This window comes from Trichodesmium erythraeum IMS101, from assembly GCF_000014265.1.
In the GTDB taxonomy this organism is placed as follows: domain Bacteria; phylum Cyanobacteriota; class Cyanobacteriia; order Cyanobacteriales; family Microcoleaceae; genus Trichodesmium; species Trichodesmium erythraeum.
In genome coordinates, this window is sequence record NC_008312.1 from 5,940,378 (window position 1) to 5,965,312 (window position 24,935).

The following is a 24,935-nucleotide window of genomic DNA, read 5'->3' on the forward strand; positions in this document are numbered from 1 at the left end:
CAAAGCTTAAACGAAATTTAAACCAGTTTTAAACTAATAATCAATATTTATGAGCTAAACTATCTGAGGTGATATTAAATAGACATCAAATAAGAGGTCAAAAATACAGCTAGTAGCTGTTAGTAATATATCTCAAGTCTATATCTACCACTCGGATCAGAGAGAGAAATTAGAAATTTTTTTTATGTCCAGGCTAACTCGCAGAAAACTGTTAATGTTCTTCGGATGTAGCGCAGCTGCTACAGCACTATCACCAAAAATTGAAAATTTTTTGGGTAGTAACTCTGAAGTGGCTCTTGCTCAAACTCAAGGTTTGAGTTTCACACCCCTGAAACTGGCGCATCCTTTAGAAGCTTATGAAAAACATTCTAGCTTTGTACCTTTAGGAACTGGTGGAGAAGGAGCAACTTTAGGAGCAGGTGTAGATGTAGCACTACAATCATATCAGTACTTTGATGATGTAATAGTACCTCCCGAATATGAAAGGTATGTAATTGTTAGTTGGGGCGATCGCGTATTCCCTGACTCTGAAGAGTACTTTGGTTATAATGCTGACTATGTAAGTTTTATTCCTGTTAATGGTAATCCTGATGATGGTTACTTATGGACTAACCATGAGTATGTCTCATATCCAATGTCACCATTATTAGCACGTAGTGATGACTTAGAAGGTTTCCCCACAACAGACAAACTTGTACTAGGTTTAGATTTATCTCAGTCTAGTATCTCCACCTTAGGTGAATTTGGTTATAACCAAGGTGGTTCTATTGTCAGAATTAAAAAAGGTAGTAACGGTCAATATGCTACTGTAGCAGACAGTGCTAATCGTCGAATACACCTCTTATCTGGACTAGGAATTAACTCCGAACGTTCTGATAACTATCAAAGAGTTACATCTTGGGGTACAGCTAGCTATCAGACTGGAGACAAAAACTTCTTAATTGGTACTGGACCTGCTGCTGTTGAAGTATTCCCTCTAAGTTCTGATGGACTGGGTAATAAAATCATTGGTACAGCATTCAACTGTTCTGGTGGTACAACTCCCTGGGGAACAGTTCTAACTGCAGAAGAGAACTTCCAAGGTAGCGTTACCGAAGCTGTATCACCTAATGGTACTCAAACTGGTTATAAGGAAGAGGGTATAGGTTTTACTTTTGGTTTAGTTGGTGAAAAGTATGGCTGGATGGTAGAAGTTTCTCCAGCAGACCCAAGTTTCCAAAATAAGAAACATACAGCTTTAGGTCGTTTTCGCCATGAAAATATTGCGTTCCGAGTAGAAGCAGGTAAACCGTTAGCAGCTTATATGGGAGATGACCGTCGTGGTGGTCACACATGGAAGTTTGTGAGTGATGGTATTGTTTCTAATCCTACCGATCCAAGTAACAGCAGATTATTTAATAGCGGAACTCTCTATGCTGCACGCTTAAATCCTGATGGTTCTGGTCAATGGATTCCATTAATTCCTGCCACACGTACTAACCCTCTATCACCAAGAGAACTTGCTGAAGCTGAATTAAATGTTTTTGGTAAAGCTCAAAGAGATGGTCGCATCCGCTTACCTCAACGTCTTGGTATTGCTGGAGGAGAAGAAAATGGTGGGTATTTCATTGTAGACTTAACAAATGAAAGTGCATTATCTGATTATCAAGGCAAAACTCTAGCAGATTTCTACGACAGCCAAGGTGCGATTTTAGTTGATGCTTTCTTAGCTGCTAACTTAGTAGGTGCCACTCCTACTGCTCGTCCTGAAGATTTAGAAGTTCACCCTGGTGATGGTAGTGTATTTATTGCTTATACCGATAATGGACCTGGTGGAGATGGATATCCAGATTCCAGAGTCTTTGTTGTGAGTAAATACTCTGCAGATGTTAATGCTGCTCAACCTTTTGGTGGTATCTACCGAATCATTGAAACAAACAGTGATGTTACCAGTACCACTTTTACCTGGTCAGCGTTTGAGCAGAGTGGAGAAAATGGTGCTGTTAATGGTCCAGGTTTTGCCAATGTAGACAACCTAGAAATTGATACTTTGGGTAATATTTGGGGCGTAACAGATATGTCTACTAGTAGTCATAATGGTTTCAATACTGGCGCTGCTGGAGAGATAAAAGAGATTGACCACACTCAAACAGGAAGTGTTGGTAACTTGAGAGGAACATTTGGTAACAACTGGTTATTCTATATTCCTGTCGTCGGAGAAAACGCTGGAATGGTTATACCTTTTGCTTATGGTCCCCCTCGTTGTGAAATCACTGGACCATACTTTATCAAAAATCGTAGTGGTGTAAATGAAACTCTGCTATTAGCTGTACAACACCCTGGTGAAAGTTGTCCTATTGGAGATGAAGTTAAACTAGGTCGTAATATCGAGATGTTAAACTTAGATGGTAGCCTTTTTACTCAGCAACGAAGCGTACCTCGTGGAAGTAATTGGCCTAGTAACACAGGGTATGTAGGTAATCCTGGAGGCTTTTTTAATGGTTTACTGCCACCAAGACCTTCTGTCATTGGTGTTACTCGTAGAGACGGTGGTAAGTTTGTTTAATATACTTTAAAGTTTTGCTTACCGAACAACGGGAGATTCTTCAGTTAAAGAAAAACTGATGGTAGTTTTAAGGCGAGCCTGTGTCTACCAAAACCATAATAAAATACCTCCTGCTTGTTAAGGGGAGCGAAACGTTTTATTTATGGAAATATCCAACTGTTGATATTAGCTTTCCTTCCAATGCTCCTTTTCAATAGACTGGGGGACTTTCCCCCAGAAAATTTCAATCTTCAGATAGACTGGCACATCCAAAATAGTGTATTAGCTTTTTCCTTTTGACATTCTCCCCAGCTCTTGACATAGAGGTAGTTTTACTGAGCTGAAGCTCAAAAGCAGGTTGACATTTCATCTGCTACTGTCTAACTCCAGTAGGATGTATGACCATTTTCTGCTGAATGGGACACAAATACCTTTCATTTGCCAAAGTTTAACGTACCGCAAAAATTATATATTATATGCAGCATTTTCTGAGCGTTCTGTTATTATATAAACTTAGGAATAAGAATTTGATAATATAGTTATGAAGTCAGATCCAAAATAACAAAACATTTAAATTATTTATTGAACATTTTTGACTACCAGAGTTATGGATAATTTACCTCCACATAAACTAGCATTAATTAAACATAAAATAGTATCAGTAGGATAAAGAGTTCTAAAACCTTATCAGCAACTAAAAGCGCTATATTTTTCTAAATTTTGACTCTAAACAACATCTGGAAGTCTATTATTTATCCTTAAGTTCTTCTTTGATCGGTAAAGGAAGTTGGGAAAAATCTGGTAATCTTACAAGCTCTTTTTCCTGATCTTTAACTGCTATTGGTAAACGTAAAGGTTCAGGTTTTTCTTTAATCAGATGACCAGCTATAGGTAATGTTTTTTCTAAATCATCTAATGCTCTAGGAATTACCATTACAGCATTTAATTCTCCAATTCTTTCTGCTTCGTACATACCAGTTTCTATAGCTACCGCTACATTAGAAACCGAACCACGAACAATAGCAGTACATAAACCTGCACCTGTAGTTTGATAAGCAGTCAACTGTACATCAGCAGATTTGAGCATCGCGTCACAAGCTCCCACCATTGCCGGAAAACCTCTAGTCTCTATTAGACCAACTGCTTTATGTCTAAACTCATCAGACACTCTACCTTGAGATAGTTTAAGTAAAAGGCTACCAATAGGTAATACAACTTCTAAATTAGGCAAAGGTCGAGGAATAACAGTCTTAGAAATCAGTTGTCCAAACTTTTCAGCAGTTTTTGCTCCAGACTCTACCGCTAAACGAACATCAGCAATACCACCACGAACTACCGCCGTACAATATCCACTACCAATTTTTTCATAGCCTACCAAAATTACACCAGATGACTTTAGCATCATATCAGCAGTACCAACTATGGCCGGAAAACTCCTAGTTGTCACTAAACCAAGAGCAGCATCTCCAAACTGAATTGGGGATTCGATAGATTCTAGCTTATTATAGTTATTGTGGGTTTGCATATTTATTTTCTACCTCTTTACTCCGGCGTAGTTATTAACCCACCTAACTCTCTCCAACATTCTAGCTGATGGTCTTTAGGGCTACCCTAGGAATTTTTAGACAAAATTAAAAATATAAACTAGGTAAGAAAATCCGAAAGTTACAGTTAAACTCTCACCAGTAAGAGTTTTCAGATATATAAGTTAATTGTTAGAGATTATGAATCACTTTTAGTCCCTGAATGAAAGATAGAAAGTTTTTTAGGTATGTTTCTACTTAATTTTAGATTATATTATATTTTTTTGATAATAATCAAGTTATCTCTTACAAAAAAAATGTGTTCTTGTCAAACAGAAATTTTCTATTTATTTGCTAAAAACTCAGTAGCTCCAAATTTAGTATCAAGTTTGAGTAGCTTTTTATTCTAGAATCTTGTTCAAAATCCAGTTTCTCCTAATTTAAAAGATAGCGATAATAATTTTACTCCCTAGAAGCTGGGTTTTTGTTTGAAGTAATTGTCAAAGCAATTTGATATCAACTCATGTTTCCCAGTGTTCTAATTTACATATTTCCACATAATTATTGACGATATATTTCAGTCTTCATCATCAGGATGAGAACTCAAAGAATTTTTATAAGGAAATAAAGTCTGCATTATTTTGTTTACATATTCTTTACCATAAATTTGAGCATCAATGTTTGGAGGTGACTCTTCTTGTAGTTGGGTGTTAGCCTTTTCAGTTTCTGTTGGAGTTTCTTCAACAGGTAAAGAAGTATTAGCTAATGGTAATTGAGTGTTAGCCTTTTCAGTTTCTGTTGGAGTTTCTTCAACAGGTAAAGAAGTATTAGCTAATGGTAATTGAGTGTTAGCCTTTTCAGTTTCTGTTGGAGTTTCTTCAGCAGGTAAAGAAGTATTAGCCAATGGTAATTGAGTGTTAGCCTTTTCAGTTTCTGTTGGAGTTTCTTCAGCAGGTAAAGAAGTATTAGCCAATGGTAATTGAGTGTTAGCCTTTTCAGTTTCTGTTGAAGTTTCCTCAGTAGATGAAGCAGTATTAGCTAAATTTAAACTATAACTACTTTCTTGAGTTTCATTTGAGAATAGATAGCTTTGATTTGAATCTTGATCAGGTAAAGATATAGTAGAATTGTCTGAGAACTGTCGCCCTGAGTTACCAATAATAGAAGCAGGTAATACAACTTTCTCTGATTCTAAATTCTGTTCCAGAATAGTTGCCAAAGAACCAATACAAACATTAGCTCCAATCTTACTTTTACCAACTAATAAAACTCCTGAACCAATAGTAGCTCCCGATTCAATTTCAATATTACCACTGTAAGCATGAATAATAACTCCCATACCAATACAAACCCCCGCTCCAATAATAATCTGACAGTTACTAGCAGCTTGAAGAATAACACCAGGAGCGATCGCCGCACTTGGGTCAATTTTTACATCACCACTAACAAAAGGCTCAATATTTGCAAAAGGTTGTAGTGGTGGCAACTGCATAGATACTCCTTTTTTTAATAATTTTAACCATAGGTAATAAAAGTTAAAGAAGTGCTTAGGACTCAGCAATTAGTAGAATCATTTTTTTGAGGTAGGAGAAGGAAATTTTAAACTATCCAGCGCTTGGGCTTCTGGGGACTTTAACCCAGACAAATAAAAGTTGTTAAGCGAGTTCACAATTCAGGAAGCTAGCTAAATGATCAAAGCTGATAATTAATTAATTTAATCTAATTTTTCCAAAAGTAAATGAATATTATTTTGTAGTTGCAAAAGAGGAGGTTGATCAGGATGCTCATCCAAATCTTTAACTCCCCAATATTCAACCTTATCAACCCATTCAGGAAACTTAGACTGCATTAAAGGACGATGAGCAACTTCATCAACAGCAATAATTTCAGTAGCATTTTCTAAATCTGTTTGTTTCACCTGCATTGGTTCCCTCAAAGACACAGAGTCAATCTGAAGACCTAAAGATGCTAAAGTTTTGAGCACCTCCGATGAAATAGCTCCCACATTACCAGATTTTGGGTCAACATTTAAACCCCGTGAATCTGCTTGCCATTTTATTCCTTTTTTTGAGGCTAAATCATTGAATAAATACTCACTAAATCTACTTCGGTAATAATTACCTGTACAAAGAAAGAGAATTTTTTGCATAAAAATTAATTGATTAATTATGACAATCCTAAATTTTATGTAGAATTATATGCTTTCTTAAAAATAGCTCTAATTCCTATTCTTTCTGTTTTCCGCCTTCAGCCTCAAAGCAGCCCATTTTTTTACTTTTTAGATAGTATTGCTACATACAGTTATACAGAATAAGCACCATTAGACTGATTGTTTACCTACTCTAGTTTGACTGATGGTATATAGTATAAGAGTTTCAATCTCACACAAAAAATGTGTCATTAATTTTGTGTAGCTGCTTACTTGTAAATTAATGGGGTTTAATGCCCATTAATTTACCATAGATTTATCTCATACACTTCTCATAAATTATAGGGTGAGGCTTATCGACGCCCTAGCTAGAACCTACAACCTCACAGCTACTTCAGTTAGCCTTACCGTTAGGTTGTTGAATAATCTTTTCTAAGACTCGGCGTTTCGCTTTTGGATCTATACCTATCAAGCGGACATATTCTCCCTCATGGTGAGCCAGACTTTCTTCAAGCACTGGAAAAACATCAGCCTCTCGTTTACCATCTATTTGAATATCTGTTTTCCAAGAGCTAGTTTTAAAACGACGTTTATCAGCATATTCTGTACCAATTTTATAACCACCTGCAATCAAAGAACGAATTTCTTCCACAGCCTCTTGACTTAATTTATGGGCTATTGTTGTAGCCACTTGACTACTAGAAACAGGAGATTGTTGAGTAGTATTGACTACTCCATTAGAAGTAGCCTTAAGAGAAGCAGATCTTTCACCTTTACCATTGGGTTGTTGAATCAAACTTTCCATGACCCGACGTTTAGCTTGAGTATCGATACCAATTAAACGTACATATTCCCCATTATATTCTGCTAAAACTTGTTCTAATTCAGCTATTGCTTGAGAATGGTTAGTAGCAGAAATGGGAGCGCAACTTATCCAGGAGCTAGTTTTAAAGCGACGTTCATTAGCGTGTTCTAAGCTAATTCTATATCCTTGATTAAATAATGAACGTACTTGCTCTACAACTTCCTGACTTAATCGAGTATTAATTCCTGCATGAGTAGATACAGGAGCTTGATAACTTGGAGAAGTAGATACACATTGTTGAATTGGGCTATCGCCTGGTCGTTGAATTATTATTTCTGCAACACGACGTTTAACTTTAGAGTCTATACCAATTAAACGTACATATTCACCACTGTGTTCTGCTAAAAATTTTTCTAGAGCAGCCAAAACTTGTGCAGAATTAGTCTCAGAAATAGTCGGACCGTTTTGCCAAGAGCTAGTTTTAAAACGACGTTCATTGGCATACTCCGTACCAATCTTGTATCCTTGAGACAGCAAAGAATTAACTTGGGTTACTACTTCTGGAGTTAGACCTGTAGTATTGGGGGTAGTAGTACTTCCAACCCTAGTAGTACCAGTAGCAGCAGGAACACTGTAGTTACCAGTCGTTGATTTTTGAGCAACTTTTTTACCATCAGGACGTTGAATCATAATTGGAGATATACGACGTTTAGCTTTAGGGTCTATACCAAACATCCGCACATACTCTGTAGAATGTTCTTGTATACAAGCTTCTAGAGCTGCTACTACTTCTGAAGAGTGACTACTTTGAATTGGAGAACAAGTTTTCCAGGAACCTGTTTTGAAGTGACGGGTGTCAGCGTGTTCTGTACCAACATAATATCCTTGGGATACTAACTGGTTTACATGAGCAACTACTTCTGGGGTTAGTCTACCAGTTGTTCCTGAAGGGTTGTAACCGTTACCATTTTTATAATTAATATTCATTTCATTTCTAATAGGGGTAATGCAAGATATATTATTCGCACACAGATAACCTTGTCGTAAAGATTCGTTAATTCCCACTACATGATGGGCAAATTTTATATCATCGGGTAGTACATCTGACAAACGATTTACTTGCTGTTGATTTGTAATAATTGCTCCTGAAGGCACATACTTACCGGGAGGAATTTCCACGTCCTGGATCAGAGCGTGAAGCATAACTATACATCCTTCACCAATGCGGGAGTTAAAAACTGTAGAACGAAAGCCGATAAAACAGTCATCACCGATATAGCAAGGACCATGAACTAAAGCTTTATGAGTGATAGAAACATTTGTACCTATCCATACAGAATAGTTTTGTTGGTCATCTCCTATAACTCGTCCTTGTTCTAAACCATGTATAACTACTCCATCTTGGATATTAGTTCCTGCTCCAATAAAGAAGGGAGTACCTTCATCTGCACGAATTGATGTGCCCGGAGCTACTAATACATTAGCTCCAACACGGACATCTCCAATGATATTGGAAAAGGAGTGAATATAAGCTGTGTCATCAATCTTCGGCTGTGCCAAGTTTTTTGACCAGGGGGTGGGTGGAGCTGGTTGTTTGCGGTGTGGCATACTTTATTTTTTCCTTCTCAGTTAAATGTTGGGTATTTAGTAAATTTATTATTATCAGGCCTCACCCTCAACAGTGAGGTTGAAATTAAATAGTTCAGCATCCAACAGTTCAACAGCTTAGTAGTAGAATATTCAACGATATTCGTCTTTTTTACCGTAGATCATGCGATTGTCCACAGTTATCGTGTCAATAATAGCTACTACTCTAGCATCTACAGGAAGTTTTTCACTCCCTGGTATTTCACGAGCTGCTCCACCACGGCTAACCAAAACCCATTCATTGATTCCGGCACCGACATTATCGGCTGCTACTTCATACTTTGGTAGTAGATGGCCTTCTTCATCTATGAATTGCAGCAGAAGTAATTTTGTTCCTTTTAAGTTAGGCTCTTTCTGAGTGCTGACAACGGTACCACGAACTTTGGCAATTTGCATGATCTATTTGAATTACATGATTTTAGATTTTAGATTTTAGATTTTTACCTGAACAAAGTTTTTAGGTTTACCAATATTAATGTTTGTAGATTTATTGTGTTTCATCAAATTTATATAAAACTTCACGGGTTTAGACACTTTAATCTTCACCTCCTGCTTTTACGGTAACAGTCGGCAGCATAACCTCCACAAGCATTAACGGTTCAGCAAATCCCATTCTCACTTTTTATACTTGCATATCATCAGCAGTCTAAATATCAAATATGCAGCTACCATTGGTTAAAAAACGAATGGCATATCAATTGTATGATCAGCTTGAAGTTGTATTAGAAGATGGAAAAAATATATCCACCACACCACTAATAAATATAGTATCTGTCAGGGCGGTTAGAACATTCTCGTTCCTCTTATAATTTATTCACAGTAAGAATTTAATTTCTGAGTTATGAGTTATGACTTCAGCTATGTTTTAGAGTCTCTTTTTCAGTTCTATCTCAAATCTGTCATCCGAAATCAAATTACTTCTATTATCTGTTTACTGAACGAACTGCAGTAGTACTGTCGCGGAACTGAGAAACCTCCTCAGTATAACGAATAGGCAGAACATATTCTAGGTTTTCATGAGGACGGGCAATGATATGAGTTGACATAACTTGGCCTCCATTCACCCGTCTAACGTTATCAACTCCTGCTGCTACTGAAGCTTGTACTTCTGATACATCTCCACGAATAATTACGGTTACACGACCACTACCAATTTTTTCATAGCCAACAAGAGTTACCCGTGCCGCTTTCACCATTGCATCTGCCGCTTCTACAACTGCTGGAAAGCCTAGGGTTTCTACCATTCCCACCGCAATTGACATTATCTTTACTCCATGATATTTTTTTACAGGCTTATTTGGTTTCTAATAGTGCTAATTCACATTCTCTTCAGCCCAAATAAGCGAAAGTTCCTTCTTAGCCATAGCTCTTCGGCGAGTTAACGTTTCATCGGTTGCTGCTACCTTAACAAAGGTAGTCTTACACTTTCCTTCACGTTTCTTTAAAGTCTGGGAATTCCGTCCCGCGACTATATGTATCGCTTAGTTCAAAAGCATTAAATAATACTTTTGTTTTTGTCTCCAGGATGGATCTGCTATTGCTCTTTAATCTTTCCCTCTTGCTAGTTCAGCCTTGCTTTCACACCATAAAGGTGATATGTCGACTGAAACACGCACATGGAAATTTCAACCAACAATATTGTTTCAATTGTCGTCCTGGAAGGACGGGGCTTGAATACTATTGTTTCAGTCAATATTATAGATTTTTCCAATGCTTTTGGATTTTTTTCTAGCCTTAACTATAAACAAACAATATAAGGAAGGTTTCCCAACTTTATGGATATAGATTTCTACTAAGTTAGTTGTTTACAAAGGCGTACTAATTTTTACTGAGCTTTCAGAATTAGAAGCTAGTTTTAAGTACTAGTGATTCACTTGTTTTAAGCTAATGGTTTTTTTTAATCACAGCTACTTTTAATATTAAATATATAGCATTGACAGTCTTCAAACTCTACCCAAACATTAAATTTTCTCAAGTCAAACATTTTTTCCAAAAAGCAATAACGTTTTGACTGACAAAATTTGTTTAACTGTAGAGTTTAAATAATCTATTCCTGGTTCTCCAAACAAAATCTTCCTCAATAGAGGTTTAGGCTAAAAATTTAAAGTAAGCTCGAGTGCTTCCAATAATTAGGTTAATAAGTTCGGAACTGCTCTACCTCTTCGGTATATCGAATTGGCAAGACATACTCTAAGTTTTCGTGGGGACGAGCAATAATATGAGTTGATACTACCTCACCACCATCAACTCTTTTAGCTGACTCTATTCCCGCTGCGACAGAAGCTTGTACTTCCGAAACATCTCCTCGGACAATTACTGTTACACGAGCACTACCTATTTTTTCATAACCTACTAGGGTAACTCTAGCTGCTTTCACCATAGCATCAGCAGCTTCTACTACTGCTGGAAAGCCTCTAGTTTCAATCATTCCCACAGCAATTGGCATTCTTTTCTCTCCTATTGACAGAAGTTAACTTAAGCATTGAGGCCATTATTGTCTCTAGATAGGTTTGAAGAAAATTCTCATTTTGACAATCAAAATCTATCAAATGCTATACTTTCAGCATAGAGAAACATGGCATCATTGACAACATCAACTATTATCATAATTCATAATCGCAGCTATTGATAAAAATAAATTTTCTCAGAGAGTGAATCTTTGGACTTAATTATAAATTTAGAGCTCCTTGACTTCTAGCTGAAAAATCCCAAATTTTTTTTATTACTTTTATAGCTATACCTTAACTTTCATTTGAAAAAAAATAAGTATATGTGCTTATGATAATATTTCAAAGCTATATCAATAGTATGTATATGTTTATTCTTAAATGGGAAAGTTGACATTCTCTCCACCTTAAAAGGAAGGAGATTTCTCCTACTACATTACTGTAAGATTTTCCTATTTCATTGAATCAGTTGACTTCTAGGAGTGTCCTCCCCTCAAACAGAGGTTAGTATTTCTAGAGGTGTTACTTTTCCAGTGTCCCAGAATAGTTGGTAGTTCTCTTAACACTAATAGAAGTATATTAATTACTGCATTGAATGTCCCTGTTTATTTGATAAACACAATTAGGAAATCTATGTATCCTAGAACTTAGTGTTTTGACAAAAGTTTTATAATAACTTGGGCAATTTTGAGAAGTATATGCAGATTCTACAGCCACTAAAGGAACTCTATAAACACTTCCAAAATACTCCAACCATTCTCTCGACTTATACCATGCTGTATCTAGACTATGAATTTGGCCAGTTTATAGCTTTTAACTATGTTGCTCACTTTCAAGTTTTTAACCAATGAAGTACTGAGGCTTTATGAAGTGTTGTGGCATCTTAAGATGCTTTGTGCCTAATTTATATCATGGCTTTTCTTATATTTTCATTACCTTTTTCAGTACGAGATCAACAATGCTGTAGTTTTTTGATTTTTTTGCCTTTTTTCTCACAAAAATCTAGGATGATTTACTTTTTCATCGTTAAAATCTGTATAAAAATGATTTTAACCAACATCTAAACCTACATACTTTCTCTGGGGAGTTTACTTTCTTCTCTAGTATAGTTTTGATAGTTATTAGAGCCAATTTATTTTATTGATTAAAAAATATAATGATTGAATTTCTCACTGAACACTTTTGGTGGATACCTTTTTATGGTTTAGTTGGAGCCATTTCGACTTTGCCATGGTCAACAGGAATTATCCAGCTAACTGGGCCCAGGCCTGCAGCTTATTTTAATTTGTTTATGACTTTATTGGCCTTAATTCATAGTTCTATTGTCTATAAAGCTTTATGGAATCAAGAACCACAAGAAATAATATTCAACTGGCTAGAAACTGCAGATCTGAACCTATCCTTTGCCTTCAATGTATCGTCAGTAACTATTGGGGCCATAGATGTTGTGACAGCTCTCAGTTTATTGACCCAAGTTTATGCTTTGGGATATCTAGAAAAAGATTGGGCATTGGCTAGGTTTTTTTGTCTAATGGGATTTTTTGAAGCGGCAATAAGTGGCTTGACAATCAGCAATTCTTTGTTTGTTTCCTATGCATTACTAGAAATGCTAACTCTTTCTACATATCTATTAGTTGGTTTTTGGTATGCTCAACCTCTGGTAATAACAGCAGCTAGAGATGCTTTTTTAACCAAGCGGGTAGGAGATATTTTACTACTCATGGGGGTAGTTGCCATTTCAGCTTTGGCTGGAAGTATGAACTTTAGCGATCTATATGAGTGGGCCGAAAGAGTAGAAATTTCTCCCATAACGGCCAATTTGTTAGGCCTGGCTCTAATTGCTGGACCAATAGGTAAGTGTGCTCAATTTCCTCTACATCTATGGCTAGATGAAGCGATGGAAGGTCCCAACCCTGCTTCTATTTTGCGAAACACTGTGGTGGTTTCTATTGGAGCTTATGTATTGATCCAAATCCAGCCAATTTTAATTATTGCCCCTATAGCTTTAGATGTATTAGTGATAATTGGAACTGTAACTGCTATCGGAGCTTCTTTAGTTGCTCTGGCTCAAATCGATCTTAAGCGTACTTTATCTCATTCTACAAGTGCTTATCTCGGGTTAGTTTTCATTGCTGTTGGTACACAATGGACATCTTTTGGCTTGTTATTACTTTTGGCACACGGTATTGCTAAAGCACTATTGTTTATGAGTGCTGGGGGCATAATATTAACTACTAATAGTCAAGACCTCACGGAAATGGGTGGTTTATGGTCCCGAATGCCTGCAACTACTACTTCTTTTTTGGTGGGAACTGCTGGTTTAGTAGGGTTGTTACCTTTGGGTGGTTTTTGGGCATTGCGAGAAGGGTTGGATGTTTTTTGGATTATCGATCCTTGGGTAGTACCTGTTTTGTTGTTTGTTAATTTCTTGAGTGCTTTAAACTTAACTCGTGTTTTCCGTTTGGTATTCTTAGGTGAGCCTCAACCTAAAACTAGGCGAGCGCCAGAAGTTCCTTGGTCTATGGCTGTGCCGATGGTATCTTTAATTATTCTTACTCTGTTAACTCCAATTATGATGCAACGGTTATCACTTTTGCCTGATCAGGGTTATCTGAATTTGTATGTTGTGATTTTATTGGTGAGCTCTGGTTTGTTTGGTGTTGTTATTGGTAGCAAGATAGATTTAGGTAGAACTTGGTCTCGATCTATACAAGTTCCTTTGCGTTTTGTTCAAGATTTGCTTGCTTATGATTTTTATGTCGATCGCTTTTATGATCAAACTATAGTTCTTGCGGTTAGTCAACTCTCAAAGTTAAATGCTTGGTGTGATCGTTATATTGTTGATGGAGTGGTTAATTTGGTTGGTTTGGCGACTATTTTTAGCGGGCAAGGTTTGAAGTACGGGGTATCTGGTAAAGGTCAATCTTATATTGCCACTATTTTGCTCGGAATTAGTGTATTGGGAATTTTGTTGCTTTGGTTTATTAATTTCAGGTTTTAAACTTGATCAGGGCTTACACACCTATACAATAAACTTGGTTGATTTTTCTGATTATTGTTTTTGACATCACCAGGACTTGGACAAAATATAAAATCACACACCACCTGTAGGGGTATTTCATGTTGCGAAGCACCCCACAACAGGTCACATAAGAGTAATGGTGATTCTGCGTAAGTCCTAGCTATTTCAGATGAAATCCGATTATATAGTTATCTATAGCATTAAAAGAAGACCCACGCTTATAAAAAAAATTTGTGTAGGGTCTTCTTTTGTGGCTTGGTTTAATTCTTACTTTCTTTTGCTTTGATTGAATCCTTCCTTTTTTTTCTTACTTCCTTCCCCTTAGAAAATTACCTATTATTTAATAATATATATTACATGATAAATAATAAGGGATGAATCATGATTAAATCTTTAGGGAATAGAACTTTTAGGTTAGGCGATCGCCAATTATATTTAGAATTGTGGTCATAATTGTACTACAAGTTTCAAAAAGAATATTTAAGGAAAAGATTATTGGCAATTAAATACTTGTATGAAGGAAAAACTAGAACAGAAGTATCAGATTTATTAGATTGTCATTATCAAACTTTATCTACTTGGATAGATAAATTTTTAGAAGGAGGGTTAAAGAATTTAATACAACTAATCACTCACCAAGTATCATCAAGATTAAATATAAAACAGAATCAAACAGAAACAGGAATTAAAAAGAATGATACTGGAAGAATTGCCCAGAGATTATGTGGTAGATAGAAACAAATGGAGCTGGTAAAATTATTAGTAATGTTATTGAATTAAGATGGGGAGTAAAACTGAAAACAACAAGAATATATGAAATTTTAAATGAATTAAATTTATCAGCTCAAAAAGCCCATAGAAATTATGCTAATACCAGCCAAGAACAGCAAAAAACATTTATTTTAAGTCTAAAAAAAATTGGCATCTAAAAAAGAGAAAGAAAAAATAGTATTTTTTGTGGATGGGCAGAAAACAATACAGCTCCCGAAGTACTGAGTAATGAGAAGGGAGGTAGAAATAAATTGAATAAAATGATTTTAGTTGATGCCTTTACAGCTCAAGAGTATTTAAAATTAAAAGAAAAATCTAAAACAGAGGACGTTTCGGATTATTTTTTACAATGAGCTCAAGATTTTTTAACAGAAGGATTTGATAAGTTGACTATTATTTTAGATTAGGACTCGACAGATAAAAATAAAATGAAATCTCAATTAAAGTTTCATCTCATTAATGCTCAAATATTCAGATAAAATTCTTGTAGATTTTATTCATACTCTAACATATTCTCCTAATTTTAATTGAGTTGAATATATTATTCATCTTTTAAGACTTAAACTGTTGTATAACCTTTCCTGGGATGTAAATATTCAACAAGTTTAAGATAAATTAGAAAAATTTTTCCAATTTAATCAACTTCAGACACCTTAACAAATCCAAAATATAATTCGGCATATTTGTGTACTTTTAGCATAGCTAGATTAAAGTATAAATAACTACCAATAATTGTTCTGATAAATATTCTTTTTGGGGTTTGTATTATAGTTTTTGCCGTAACTCAGTGTCTAAGATAGCGATCATTGAACCATTCTATCGGATAAAGGTTTTATCGTTTTGATGCTATAATTGACTTTTGTAATATTTATACTACACAATAGGCAATCTTCTAGGGGGAAATAAGCAAATATATTGTTAAAGCGATCGCACTACCGATGAAAACAAGAGGGTATGACCACTGAAGTTGTTTCTTTCATTGGACTTTTCCCTGGGAGTAATTAACGTAAAATGGTTATAAACTATATATTATAACCTTTTTTTTTACTATTTTTTCACTAAAGTCTTGTTAAAACAAGAATACTTTTGTTGAGATTCTATACTGAATAAAAGTAGTTACTCACCCCTTTGTTAAGAACATACCCCTATGAGGGGATAAAGGGGAGGGCTTTTTCATTCTCAGCGATCGCAAAAAAAATAAAAGCGCTTTTTTTTTATTTTATTAAAAAAGAGCATTTAACTTTTATTTTAAATATATTATGATTAATACTCTACTTGAGAGGTTTAAAAAAGTCAAAGACTTACGCCCAAATTAGGGTAAAATAAATGAAATTTTGGTAGTACTAAGCATAATATTATTAAGTATTTTAACCGAAAATTGTAGTTATAGACAAATATAAATGTTTAGTAATAACAATCAGGAGCAACTAATAAATATATTAAATATACCCTCAAAAAAATTACCTTCATATAGTACAATATTGAAAGTAAAAATGATTATTTGATTACAGTAAAAGCCAACCAAATCAAGTTATTTAATCACTTAAAATACTTAGCAAAAGTAGAGGATCCTATATATATCAAGAAATAAACAAAAGTCATGGACGCCAAATAAGTGGGAAAAATTAGTGTATTTAAAGCCGAAAATATTAAACAAAAAAAATATCCTCATATTCAAAGTTTTATAAAGGTAGAGAGAACAGGACTAAGAGGAAAAAAAATTCTGAATAAACTTTGTCTTATATTAGTAGTAAAGTATGACGATCAAAAAAAATTGCAGCAAAAATTAGAGGAGATTGGTTAATAGGAAATCAAGCACATTGGGTAAAAGATTTGATTTTTAATGAAGATAAATCAAAGATAAAAGAACTACAAGCAGCTCGAAATATTTCACTTTTGTGCACAATAATTATGAATGTTTACCGAAGTTTTGGTTTTCACTCAATAAAATAAGGAATATATTGGTTAGGAAATAATTGGAATAAAATTTTAAAATTGTCTGTTTAAATAGACAATAAAAATATATTTTTAGTAAACAAAATCGGATAAAAAATAATAATAATAAAACGACAAGAACTTATCTAAAAAAAAATTAAATTAAGTTTTTTATTTTTGAGATAAAAAAAATTATTTCCCGGAAAAATTAGAATTAATTAAATTAGAACTGAGCAATATTAGGGAGGAAAAAACATAACTTTTCTCCAAAAATTGACTACTAATTTTGGAGAATGAAAAAGCTCCCAGATAAAGGGGGATTGACTTTTGACTTATATTGTTATATTAAATTTTATTCCACAATAATGTAGGTTAAATAGATTCATTGGGTCCGAATGCCTAAAGAGCATCAAGTAATTCAAGGTATAGGAGTAGTTAACCATGTTTATTTTTACCATTCAGTGAACAGTTTTGGTTATGAGATTATAGAGTTTATGATCCAGATACTGACAAAAAAACTAAAATAGATTATGTTGAGGAAATAATTTTTCATACTGTAAACCATAAAAAAATAGGTAGTGCATCAAGAAAGCGTGGGAATGGTAATATAATTGTTTTACTTAAATACTTTCTATTATCATGGAATGTCCTATATGTGGCCATCGGAAAACTCATAAACATGGAAAAATCAGTAATCTTGTCAACGATATTATTCTCCTGAATACCTACAAACTTTCACCGATACTTTTGACACTTTCTACTACCATAGAACAATTCAACCTGAACAAATGCCCATGGTTTTAGAGGCTCACGTTGAGGGCAGTAGTTTAAGAGTGATTAGTCCAACAGTGAATTTGGCCGATAATACAGTAATTAGTTTGGTGAGAGCTGCCTGTGAAAAAGGACAAATGATTCATAATGCTCATCTCCAGAATATCAATACCTCACAAATGAGCAGTGATGAGTTTTGGTCACTCATCCAAAAAAAACAAAAACAGTGCCAGTATCAGGAATTGACAGAAGGAGATTCTTGGGTTGGCAAGCCCCTAGGCTTCATCCAGTAGATTAATTCTGAGTGGTAGAGTAAGTAAACATACTGACCAGTTCATTGAGGAATTGGTCGTCAAGACAGAAGGGAAAACTAGCTGTCAAAAATGGCTAACTGATGATGGGGGAGGGTATGAACGAGTATTGCCCTGTAATAGAACAAATTATTGGTAAAAATCATTGCCCTGTAATTGGAACTCACAAATGGAATTATCAGACAGCAGCTCGGTCGATGGCATCGCCGACAGAATAAGTTTGCCAAGCTCTGGCAACCAACTGAGGTAACAGTGAGGTTGGCGAGGGCCTACTTTAATTAGATTTGGGTTCATAGTCGCAAAGAAAATACTGCTGTGCAAAGAGCTGAGGAACGCGATCGCTCCTGGGAGTTAGAACGACTTAATTACTTATCCCACACTTTACTAACGCACTACACTATTAGGCTTAAAGGTTGAAAGTATTATAGAAATTAGCTGACAGCATTTATAGTTGTTTTGAGAAAGTTTCTAACCTTAAGATATCTGTCAGCCAAAGCTCACAATAGCTCTTCCCAGAACTTCCCACTGTCTGGAAAATGTAAATTTACCTCAAATCAACTGTGTGGAGAAGCTTGGAGTAAGTAAATAAATCTTAATATAGCTCAGTTTTTTTTCATGCCTACCTACTTATCACAATTAGGAGAATGTCAATTCCCCTAGAAATAAGTAGTGAAATTAGGCAAGTAGATATTTTTTTCACCATCAACTCAACCAAAAACTTTACCATCTAAGTGCTCAAGATCTACTGCTTCATTATCGCCAGGCGACAAATGTCACCAAATGTACCCATTACCAAATAATTTGGTTATTAATGACAGGAAAAACACCATTAAAAGTGGCCCATGTTAATGGTTACAGTAAAACTTGGATTTATCAGTTAGTCAAAGGTAGTTTGCGAGCCTAGCTGCCACACTTGCTCCACCAACGCCATCTTTTTGGCCATAAAGTTTGAATAGTTCTACTGTAATGATTCTGGTTTTATGATAAGTGATCATCCAAACATGATATAAGGTATTTCATATAAGATATTTGATCACTTGAGAGTGCAAAGCTCTCCTAAAAAAAAATTTTGGCTTTAAAGGCTGAAAGTATTATAGGAATTTACTTACAGCATTTATAGTTGTTTTGACAAAGTTTCTAATCTTGAGATGGCCGTAAGGTAAAGCTCGCGATAGTTTTTCCTAAACTTCCCACTATCTAGTTTATTAGATTGGAGCAGATTAAAAAAGTAACGAAATGAATTTATGAATAATCATTCTATCCAAACCGAAAAACTTAATTTTTGGACAAAATTAGCTTATGGTGCTGGTGATTTCGGTCCTGCTATTTGTGCTAATATCCAGTTATTTTTCTTATTGCCTTTTTTCACTAACGTTGTTGGTTTACCTGCTGATATCGCAGGTAGTATTTTGATGATTGGAAAAATTTCTGATGCTGTTAATGACCCTATAATTGGAGTGATGAGTGATCGCACTGTTCATCCTTGGGGAAGGCGTTATCCTTGGATGGTTTTTGGAGCTATTCCTTTTGGAGTTTTGTTCTGTTTGCAATGGATAGTTCCTAGTACAAATCAGTCTTTTTTATTTTGGTATTATGTAGTGATAGCGGTTTTATTTAATATTGCTTATACTGTTGTTAATTTGCCCTACGCTGCCCTAACTCCAGAACTAACGCAAGATTTCGATGAACGTACTAGTTTAAATAGTTTTAGATTTGCATTTTCTATTGGTGGTAGTATTCTTTCTTTGGTTATTGTTAAATTGATTTTTTCTCTTTTTCAGGATAATCCTATTCAAAAATATTTCTTGGTTGGCTTGGTCTGTGCTATAATTTCTGTTTTACCTATTTATTGGTGTTTTTTTGGTACCCGCGATCGCGCACTTTCTCATAATGGAAAACAGAAAGAAGATAATAATACAAATTTACCAATTGTTGAACAAATTCGTGTAGCTTTTAGTAATCGTCCATTTCTATTTGTGATCGGAATTTATCTGTGTTCTTGGTTAGCAGTACAATTAACAAGTTCAGTTTTGTATTACTTTGTAATAAATTGGATGCAGCTACCAGAAGTGACTCATCCCAATGTTGCGATCACTGTGCAAGGTACTGCTTTAATTATGTTATTTTTCTGGAGTTTTGTTAGTAAAAAGGTAGGTAAAAAAGCAGTTTATTTTATGGGTATTTGTTTATGGATAATTGCTCAGTGTGGATTATTTTTTATCCAACCAGGACAAGTTGCTTTAATGTATTTTTTGGCAGTAATAGCAGGTTTTGGAGTATCAACTGCTTATTTAGTTCCTTGGTCAATGATACCAGATGTTATTGATTTAGATGAGTTAAATACAGGGCAAAGAAGGGAAGGAATTTTTTATTCTTTTATGGTTTTTTTGCAAAAGCTAGGGTTAGCTATTGGGTTGTTTTTAGTAGGAGTAGCTTTAGATCTTGCTGGGTTTATTGAAACTATCCCTGGGGAAACTCCACCTATTCAACCAGAGTCAGCACTTATAGCAATTCGAGTAGCGATCGCTCCCTTACCTACTATATTTTTAATGCTTGGATTATTGTTAACTTATCTATATCCTATTACACGAGAAATACATAATGAAATATTGTTGAAATTGGGGGAAAGAAAACAAAAAAGAGGTAAGACTTGAATAAATGTTTTAGTTGGATATTTTAAATATTTAATAGTTTGACAAAGACTATAGAAATTAATATATAATGCCGATTAAAAGTTATCCGTTTTAGGGGTAGCTCTAGATTTGCTTCCTTTCACCCCTTTCGAGTCTCTGGAAACTTATAATATGATATTCGGATATAGGAGTGCTTAAAAAATATATAATTTTTAGTATAGTTTGGATAATATCTATCTTATTGCTAGATCAATACTACTAGATTTAATCATAACTATTATGCCATTTTTAATCAGTACTGTTACAGTATTTTATCCTTTTTATAGGAGTTTTGATATTAATACTGTAACGACTTTTTGAATTTGGTAATCGACATCCCCAATAATAAAAAATCAAATTGACTATTAGTAAGAAGATGGAAATATACAGGGCTTTCCATTGTTATACGACCACGCGGGCAATATGCTCGCACAACAAAATTTTCATAATATAGCCGATTATTTGCCCGAAATATGCTGTGTCTAAGCAAAGATCGAAAAGGTTTATTTATAAGAACTTTACTTTCTATTCCCTACTCTTGATATTTTTATATGAGAGCTTAATTAAAAAATTATTTATTTGTATAAAATCAATATTCTTTTTTAGCCAATTGATAAACTGATAATCTTCGCTTTTGTCTGTTTTTTTTATTAATTAATTCCGTTTCTATGTTGGCTTTTATTATATCTGGAGTTGTAGATAATAATATAGAATTATTATCATAATTAGGACGAGCTGATTAGGGAAAATTATTACAATAAAATACCTCTTTAGTTGAATCTTTTTATATAAAAATATACAAATTTTTCAAAAAAATTACTCCAAGAAACTAATAGCATTAATTTATATTTGTAGTTTAAAGGCTAATCCTGAATATTTGATCAAAATAACTGTAATAGGGCAAGAAGGAACCAGAAATGTTGCCGAAATGAAGAAAATAGAGATAAAAATATCATAATTGAAAATATTATATATATTGTAGCATATGTTACTTTTAATTGGGTAAAAAATGCTAAAATTGTCATTCAATAACGATTAATACATTTATTTAGTTAACTGATACTTTGAAAAACATCTGAATAGAGATAATAGGTATCAAATTTTTCTTGAAATCAAATTTCAAAAGAATGATATTTGATAAGTATATCTTACTATTAAGTATCAACGCATTAAGTTAATAAGTCTATGGTTAGCTTATTTTGACATGTATTAGCATCAAACCAGCCGATAAAAGTATAAAAAAAAGTATAAAGTAAATACTTTTTTTTATTTATTATTAATTTTTTAGCTCCAATAATGTAGAGCACGGCGAACTTATTCATTTATTTACAAGAGGACTAAACTGTGAATTTTATTAAAACTAATCAACAGTTCTTAAAATTAGGATTATTGACGATGATTGTATTTCTTTCATCTATATTTTCATCTAAGGTTCTAGCATCTAGCAAAAATCTGGAGGGAAAGCGAAACACAACATTATTAACTAAATCTCATTCCAATAATAAGCGTATTTGTTCCCAACGTGGACTCAACTGGTCTGAGGTAAATTATTTTGAATCAAAGAACTATTTTGCTAATATTTGTCGTCAACCAAATGGCAAATTAATGTTAATTGCTGGTAGAGTTTCGAATCCGAATCAAGTTTTAGAGTTGCCTGTAGAATTTAACAAAGGATATTTTGCGATTCATGGTAACAAAACTTTTATGGTGAGCGATGGCTCTTTGAGTATGGCAATTAATGGTCTAGTTGTACAGGAAGAACAAATTATCTATCAAGGAAAATAAAAAATAAATAAGGGTAGTATTTACTGATAAAATACATCAAAAACTTAAAAATATATTTCTCTATATTTAGAGTATATGTATTTAAACTTGCTATATCAAAATTTAATTAAACTTGTCGTTAATCAAATGGCAAATTAATGTTAATTACTGGCAGAATTTATAATCCGAATCAAGCTTTAGAGTTGCCTGTAGAATTTAACAAAGGATATTTTGAGGTTCATAATAATAGAACTTTTATAGTGAGTGATGGTTCTTTGAGTATGACAATCAATGGTCTAGTTCTGAAGGCAGAATAAATTATCTATCAAGGAAAATAAATAAGGGCAGTATTTACTGACAAAATAATCAAAAACTTAGAAATATATTTCTCTAGGTTGACTAGATTTACAGTATGTATATTTAAGCTTGCTAGCTTACAATTTCATGAAAATTGTTGTTTTTATTATCAATAAATTCATCTGCTTCAAATCAACAATCTTTAGTTGATAATATTATAGTTTTGATAATTATTTAATGATAGCGATTTTTGGTATTGCGAGCATGATTCCCCATCTACATTATATCCCTAGATTATTCAATGATATCAAATCCGGTTATATAGTACATGTTTATAATGCTATAATTACTTCAATCTCTCCTGCTCCCCACCTCTAACCATACAATAACTATTCAACCGGATTTGATCTAAGAGAATTAACAATGACTTGAGAATTGCGATCACGATTTAGATTTAGTCACGCATATGGTATGATCATGAAATAACTATTCTTTAAGCTTGAAAAAAAATATCCCAACAGCCTGAATATAGGTTTTATGTGTATAGCGATCCTCAGCATGATATTGTCCATAGTCTTACCATTTTTTGGTATGGGAGCTTGGGGTTAATGCTCAATGGGGGAGAGTTTCGGAGTTTATTTCTAGTTTTTGAATTTTGACAACCTTTTGATCAGATTGCTGCTATATTATACTGAGTATGAGGATGTCAATGAAGGCGACTATACCTGGTTGCTGACTGCTTTTGAATTTATCAAAAAAAATGCGAGCTAAAATACGAGATACAGAAATCTATTTTGATATTGAAGGTGCTGCCCTAATTCCAGATGGTGATCGGATGCAAGAAAAACCTATTGCTTTTGTAATTCACGGCGGCCCTGGTGCAGATCATACTTCTTATAAACCTACCTTTTCTCCTCTTAGTCAAAAATTACAATTAGTATATTTTGACCACCGGGGACAAGGGCGATCGGCAAGGGGGCTAAAAGAAAGTTATACCCTAGAAAATAATGTGGAAGATATGGAGGCATTACGTCAATATTTGGGCATAGAAAAAATTGTTCTTATTGGTACTTCTTACGGCGGAATGGTTGCCCTTAGCTATGCAGTACGTTATCCAGAAAGTGTTCAATCTTTAATTGTCATTGCTACAGCTGCAAGTTATCGTTTTTTGGAATTGGCAAAAGTTAATCTAGCTAAAAAAGGAACAACAGAACAACAAGCGATCGCTCAACTTTTATGGGATGGTAAATTTGAAAATGAGGCACAACTCAAAGAATATTTTCAGGTGATGATGTCTATGTATTCAATTACCTATAAAGCAGAAACATCAGGGAAAAGTTGGAATGGAGCTATTTTATCTCCCGATGCTATTAATGTTGCCTTCGGTGGTTTTTTGCGTTCTTACAATGTACTCGATCAACTACATAAAATTACTGCTCCTACTTTAGTAATAGGGGGCAAACATGATTGGATCTGTCCCCCGGAATTATCAGAACAAATTGCTGCAGCTATTCCTAATACAGATTTAAGAATCTTTGAAAACAGCGGTCATTTAATTCGGGTTGATGAACCAGAAGCACTTCTAGATGCAATTATGGTTTTTTTAGTGAACAAGGGATAAAATAGGAATTTCTTACAGACTAGCAATACTTAGATCAACTCTATCTGCTACATCAATAATGTTTCTTAGGTTATTATAGCAATTCTAAATCATTTGTAAAATTAGATAAAGTCTGAAAAATAGCTTCAGCCCCTGTTCCTTATGCCTTCTACATTAGCATATCGCAGCATATTCTCTGCACATTTATAATTATTGTAGCTCATGGTAATACTGATACTAGCAGTAATAAAGGGTTGATGAGTATCTAATGTTATAGATCTAGCGATCGCTGTTTGTCTCCAACTTACGAAGCTGATAGCATAAAAGCCCTATTCCACTAAAGCGTTTCCTAGTCGTAAACAAGTTTTAATCTGTTTAGTAATTTTAACTAAAAATTTCTCCTCCATAGGGTTATTATGACTTTCATGAACAAGTTGTAATCAAGCTAAATTAACAATTAGAAAAGTAAACTTTTCAGATTTATTTCCTATTTCAGGGTTATATTTTATTTATACTTAATAATTTTATTTAAATTTATAATCAATGAATACTAGTATAGTTTTTCTTTTTGCTAATAATAATCTCTAAAATTAATAGCTTTTTAACATTACTTTGAAGACAAAATATTGACTTTATATTAACTTGATATTTTAAAAAATTAATGTTAGTAAAATTAACAAATTATGTTGGGTATAAC

General features: G+C 34.1%; 17 protein-coding genes and 1 pseudogene. 10 read left to right on the top strand and 8 right to left on the bottom strand.

Annotated elements, in window-relative coordinates:
• The first annotated feature begins 184 nt into the window (after positions 1-184).
• The gene (locus tag TERY_RS18485) at positions 185-2,545 is read left to right on the top strand and encodes an alkaline phosphatase PhoX (protein WP_011613217.1); all 2,361 of its coding nucleotides are present in this window, start codon (positions 185-187) and stop codon (positions 2,543-2,545) included.
• 727 nt (positions 2,546-3,272) lie between these two features.
• Here TERY_RS18485 and TERY_RS18490 read toward each other — a convergent pair.
• The 8 genes from TERY_RS18490 to TERY_RS28690 all read right to left on the bottom strand — a co-directional run bounded on the left by TERY_RS18490 (position 3,273) and on the right by TERY_RS28690 (position 11,890).
• Positions 3,273-4,049 (bottom strand): BMC domain-containing protein, encoded by a 777-nt coding sequence (locus TERY_RS18490; protein WP_011613218.1) that lies wholly within the window; start codon positions 4,047-4,049, stop codon positions 3,273-3,275.
• A 575-nt stretch (positions 4,050-4,624) separates the two neighbouring features.
• Positions 4,625-5,539, bottom strand: a complete 915-nt coding sequence (locus TERY_RS25695) for a hexapeptide repeat-containing transferase (protein ID WP_011613219.1) — start codon at positions 5,537-5,539, stop codon at positions 4,625-4,627.
• A 222-nt stretch (positions 5,540-5,761) separates the two neighbouring features.
• Entirely contained in the window at positions 5,762-6,196 is a 435-nt protein-coding gene (locus TERY_RS18500; protein ID WP_011613220.1) for a low molecular weight phosphatase family protein, read from the bottom strand.
• Between the two features lie 394 nt (positions 6,197-6,590).
• A complete protein-coding gene (locus TERY_RS18505; RefSeq protein ID WP_011613221.1) occupies positions 6,591-8,609 on the bottom strand; it encodes a ribulose bisphosphate carboxylase small subunit in 2,019 nt (672 codons plus the stop codon).
• Positions 8,610-8,741: 132 nt separating this feature from the next.
• Entirely contained in the window at positions 8,742-9,044 is a 303-nt protein-coding gene (locus TERY_RS18510; RefSeq protein WP_011613222.1) for a EutN/CcmL family microcompartment protein, read from the bottom strand.
• A gap of 527 nt (positions 9,045-9,571) precedes the next feature.
• Positions 9,572-9,910 carry a BMC domain-containing protein gene (locus tag TERY_RS18515; protein WP_011613223.1) on the bottom strand — a complete coding sequence of 113 codons (339 nt, stop codon included), beginning with the start codon at positions 9,908-9,910 and terminating at the stop codon, positions 9,572-9,574.
• 872 nt (positions 9,911-10,782) lie between these two features.
• Positions 10,783-11,094 carry a carbon dioxide-concentrating mechanism protein CcmK gene (locus TERY_RS18520; protein WP_011613224.1) on the bottom strand — a complete coding sequence of 104 codons (312 nt, stop codon included), beginning with the start codon at positions 11,092-11,094 and terminating at the stop codon, positions 10,783-10,785.
• 580 nt (positions 11,095-11,674) lie between these two features.
• Positions 11,675-11,890 carry a zinc ribbon domain-containing protein gene (locus TERY_RS28690; protein WP_081432488.1) on the bottom strand — a complete coding sequence of 72 codons (216 nt, stop codon included), beginning with the start codon at positions 11,888-11,890 and terminating at the stop codon, positions 11,675-11,677.
• 361 nt (positions 11,891-12,251) lie between these two features.
• On the opposite strand from TERY_RS28690, the gene TERY_RS18525 reads away from it, so the two are divergent.
• The 9 genes and pseudogenes from TERY_RS18525 (at position 12,252) to TERY_RS18555 (ending at position 24,259) form a co-directional block, all read left to right on the top strand.
• Positions 12,252-14,096, top strand: coding sequence for an NAD(P)H-quinone oxidoreductase subunit F (locus TERY_RS18525; RefSeq protein ID WP_011613225.1), 1,845 nt, complete (start codon positions 12,252-12,254; stop codon positions 14,094-14,096).
• 474 nt (positions 14,097-14,570) lie between these two features.
• A complete protein-coding gene (locus tag TERY_RS18530; protein ID WP_011613226.1) occupies positions 14,571-14,852 on the top strand; it encodes a helix-turn-helix domain-containing protein in 282 nt (93 codons plus the stop codon).
• Positions 14,853-14,875: 23 nt separating this feature from the next.
• Positions 14,876-15,046, top strand: coding sequence for a winged helix-turn-helix domain-containing protein (locus tag TERY_RS28695; protein ID WP_370497277.1), 171 nt, complete (start codon positions 14,876-14,878; stop codon positions 15,044-15,046).
• A 1,457-nt stretch (positions 15,047-16,503) separates the two neighbouring features.
• The gene (locus TERY_RS18535) at positions 16,504-16,692 is read left to right on the top strand and encodes a hypothetical protein (protein WP_044136917.1); all 189 of its coding nucleotides are present in this window, start codon (positions 16,504-16,506) and stop codon (positions 16,690-16,692) included.
• Between the two features lie 755 nt (positions 16,693-17,447).
• Positions 17,448-18,293: pseudogene (locus tag TERY_RS31195) on the top strand (IS1 family transposase).
• Between the two features lie 856 nt (positions 18,294-19,149).
• Entirely contained in the window at positions 19,150-20,559 is a 1,410-nt protein-coding gene (locus tag TERY_RS18545; RefSeq protein ID WP_011613228.1) for a glycoside-pentoside-hexuronide (GPH):cation symporter, read from the top strand.
• A 1,362-nt stretch (positions 20,560-21,921) separates the two neighbouring features.
• The gene (locus TERY_RS18550; protein ID WP_155994490.1) at positions 21,922-22,362 is read left to right on the top strand and encodes a hypothetical protein; all 441 of its coding nucleotides are present in this window, start codon (positions 21,922-21,924) and stop codon (positions 22,360-22,362) included.
• Positions 22,363-22,499: 137 nt separating this feature from the next.
• The gene (locus TERY_RS33535; RefSeq protein ID WP_155994491.1) at positions 22,500-22,658 is read left to right on the top strand and encodes a hypothetical protein; all 159 of its coding nucleotides are present in this window, start codon (positions 22,500-22,502) and stop codon (positions 22,656-22,658) included.
• A 740-nt stretch (positions 22,659-23,398) separates the two neighbouring features.
• Entirely contained in the window at positions 23,399-24,259 is an 861-nt protein-coding gene (locus TERY_RS18555) for an alpha/beta fold hydrolase (RefSeq protein WP_011613230.1), read from the top strand.
• Positions 24,260-24,935: the final 676 nt, after the last annotated feature.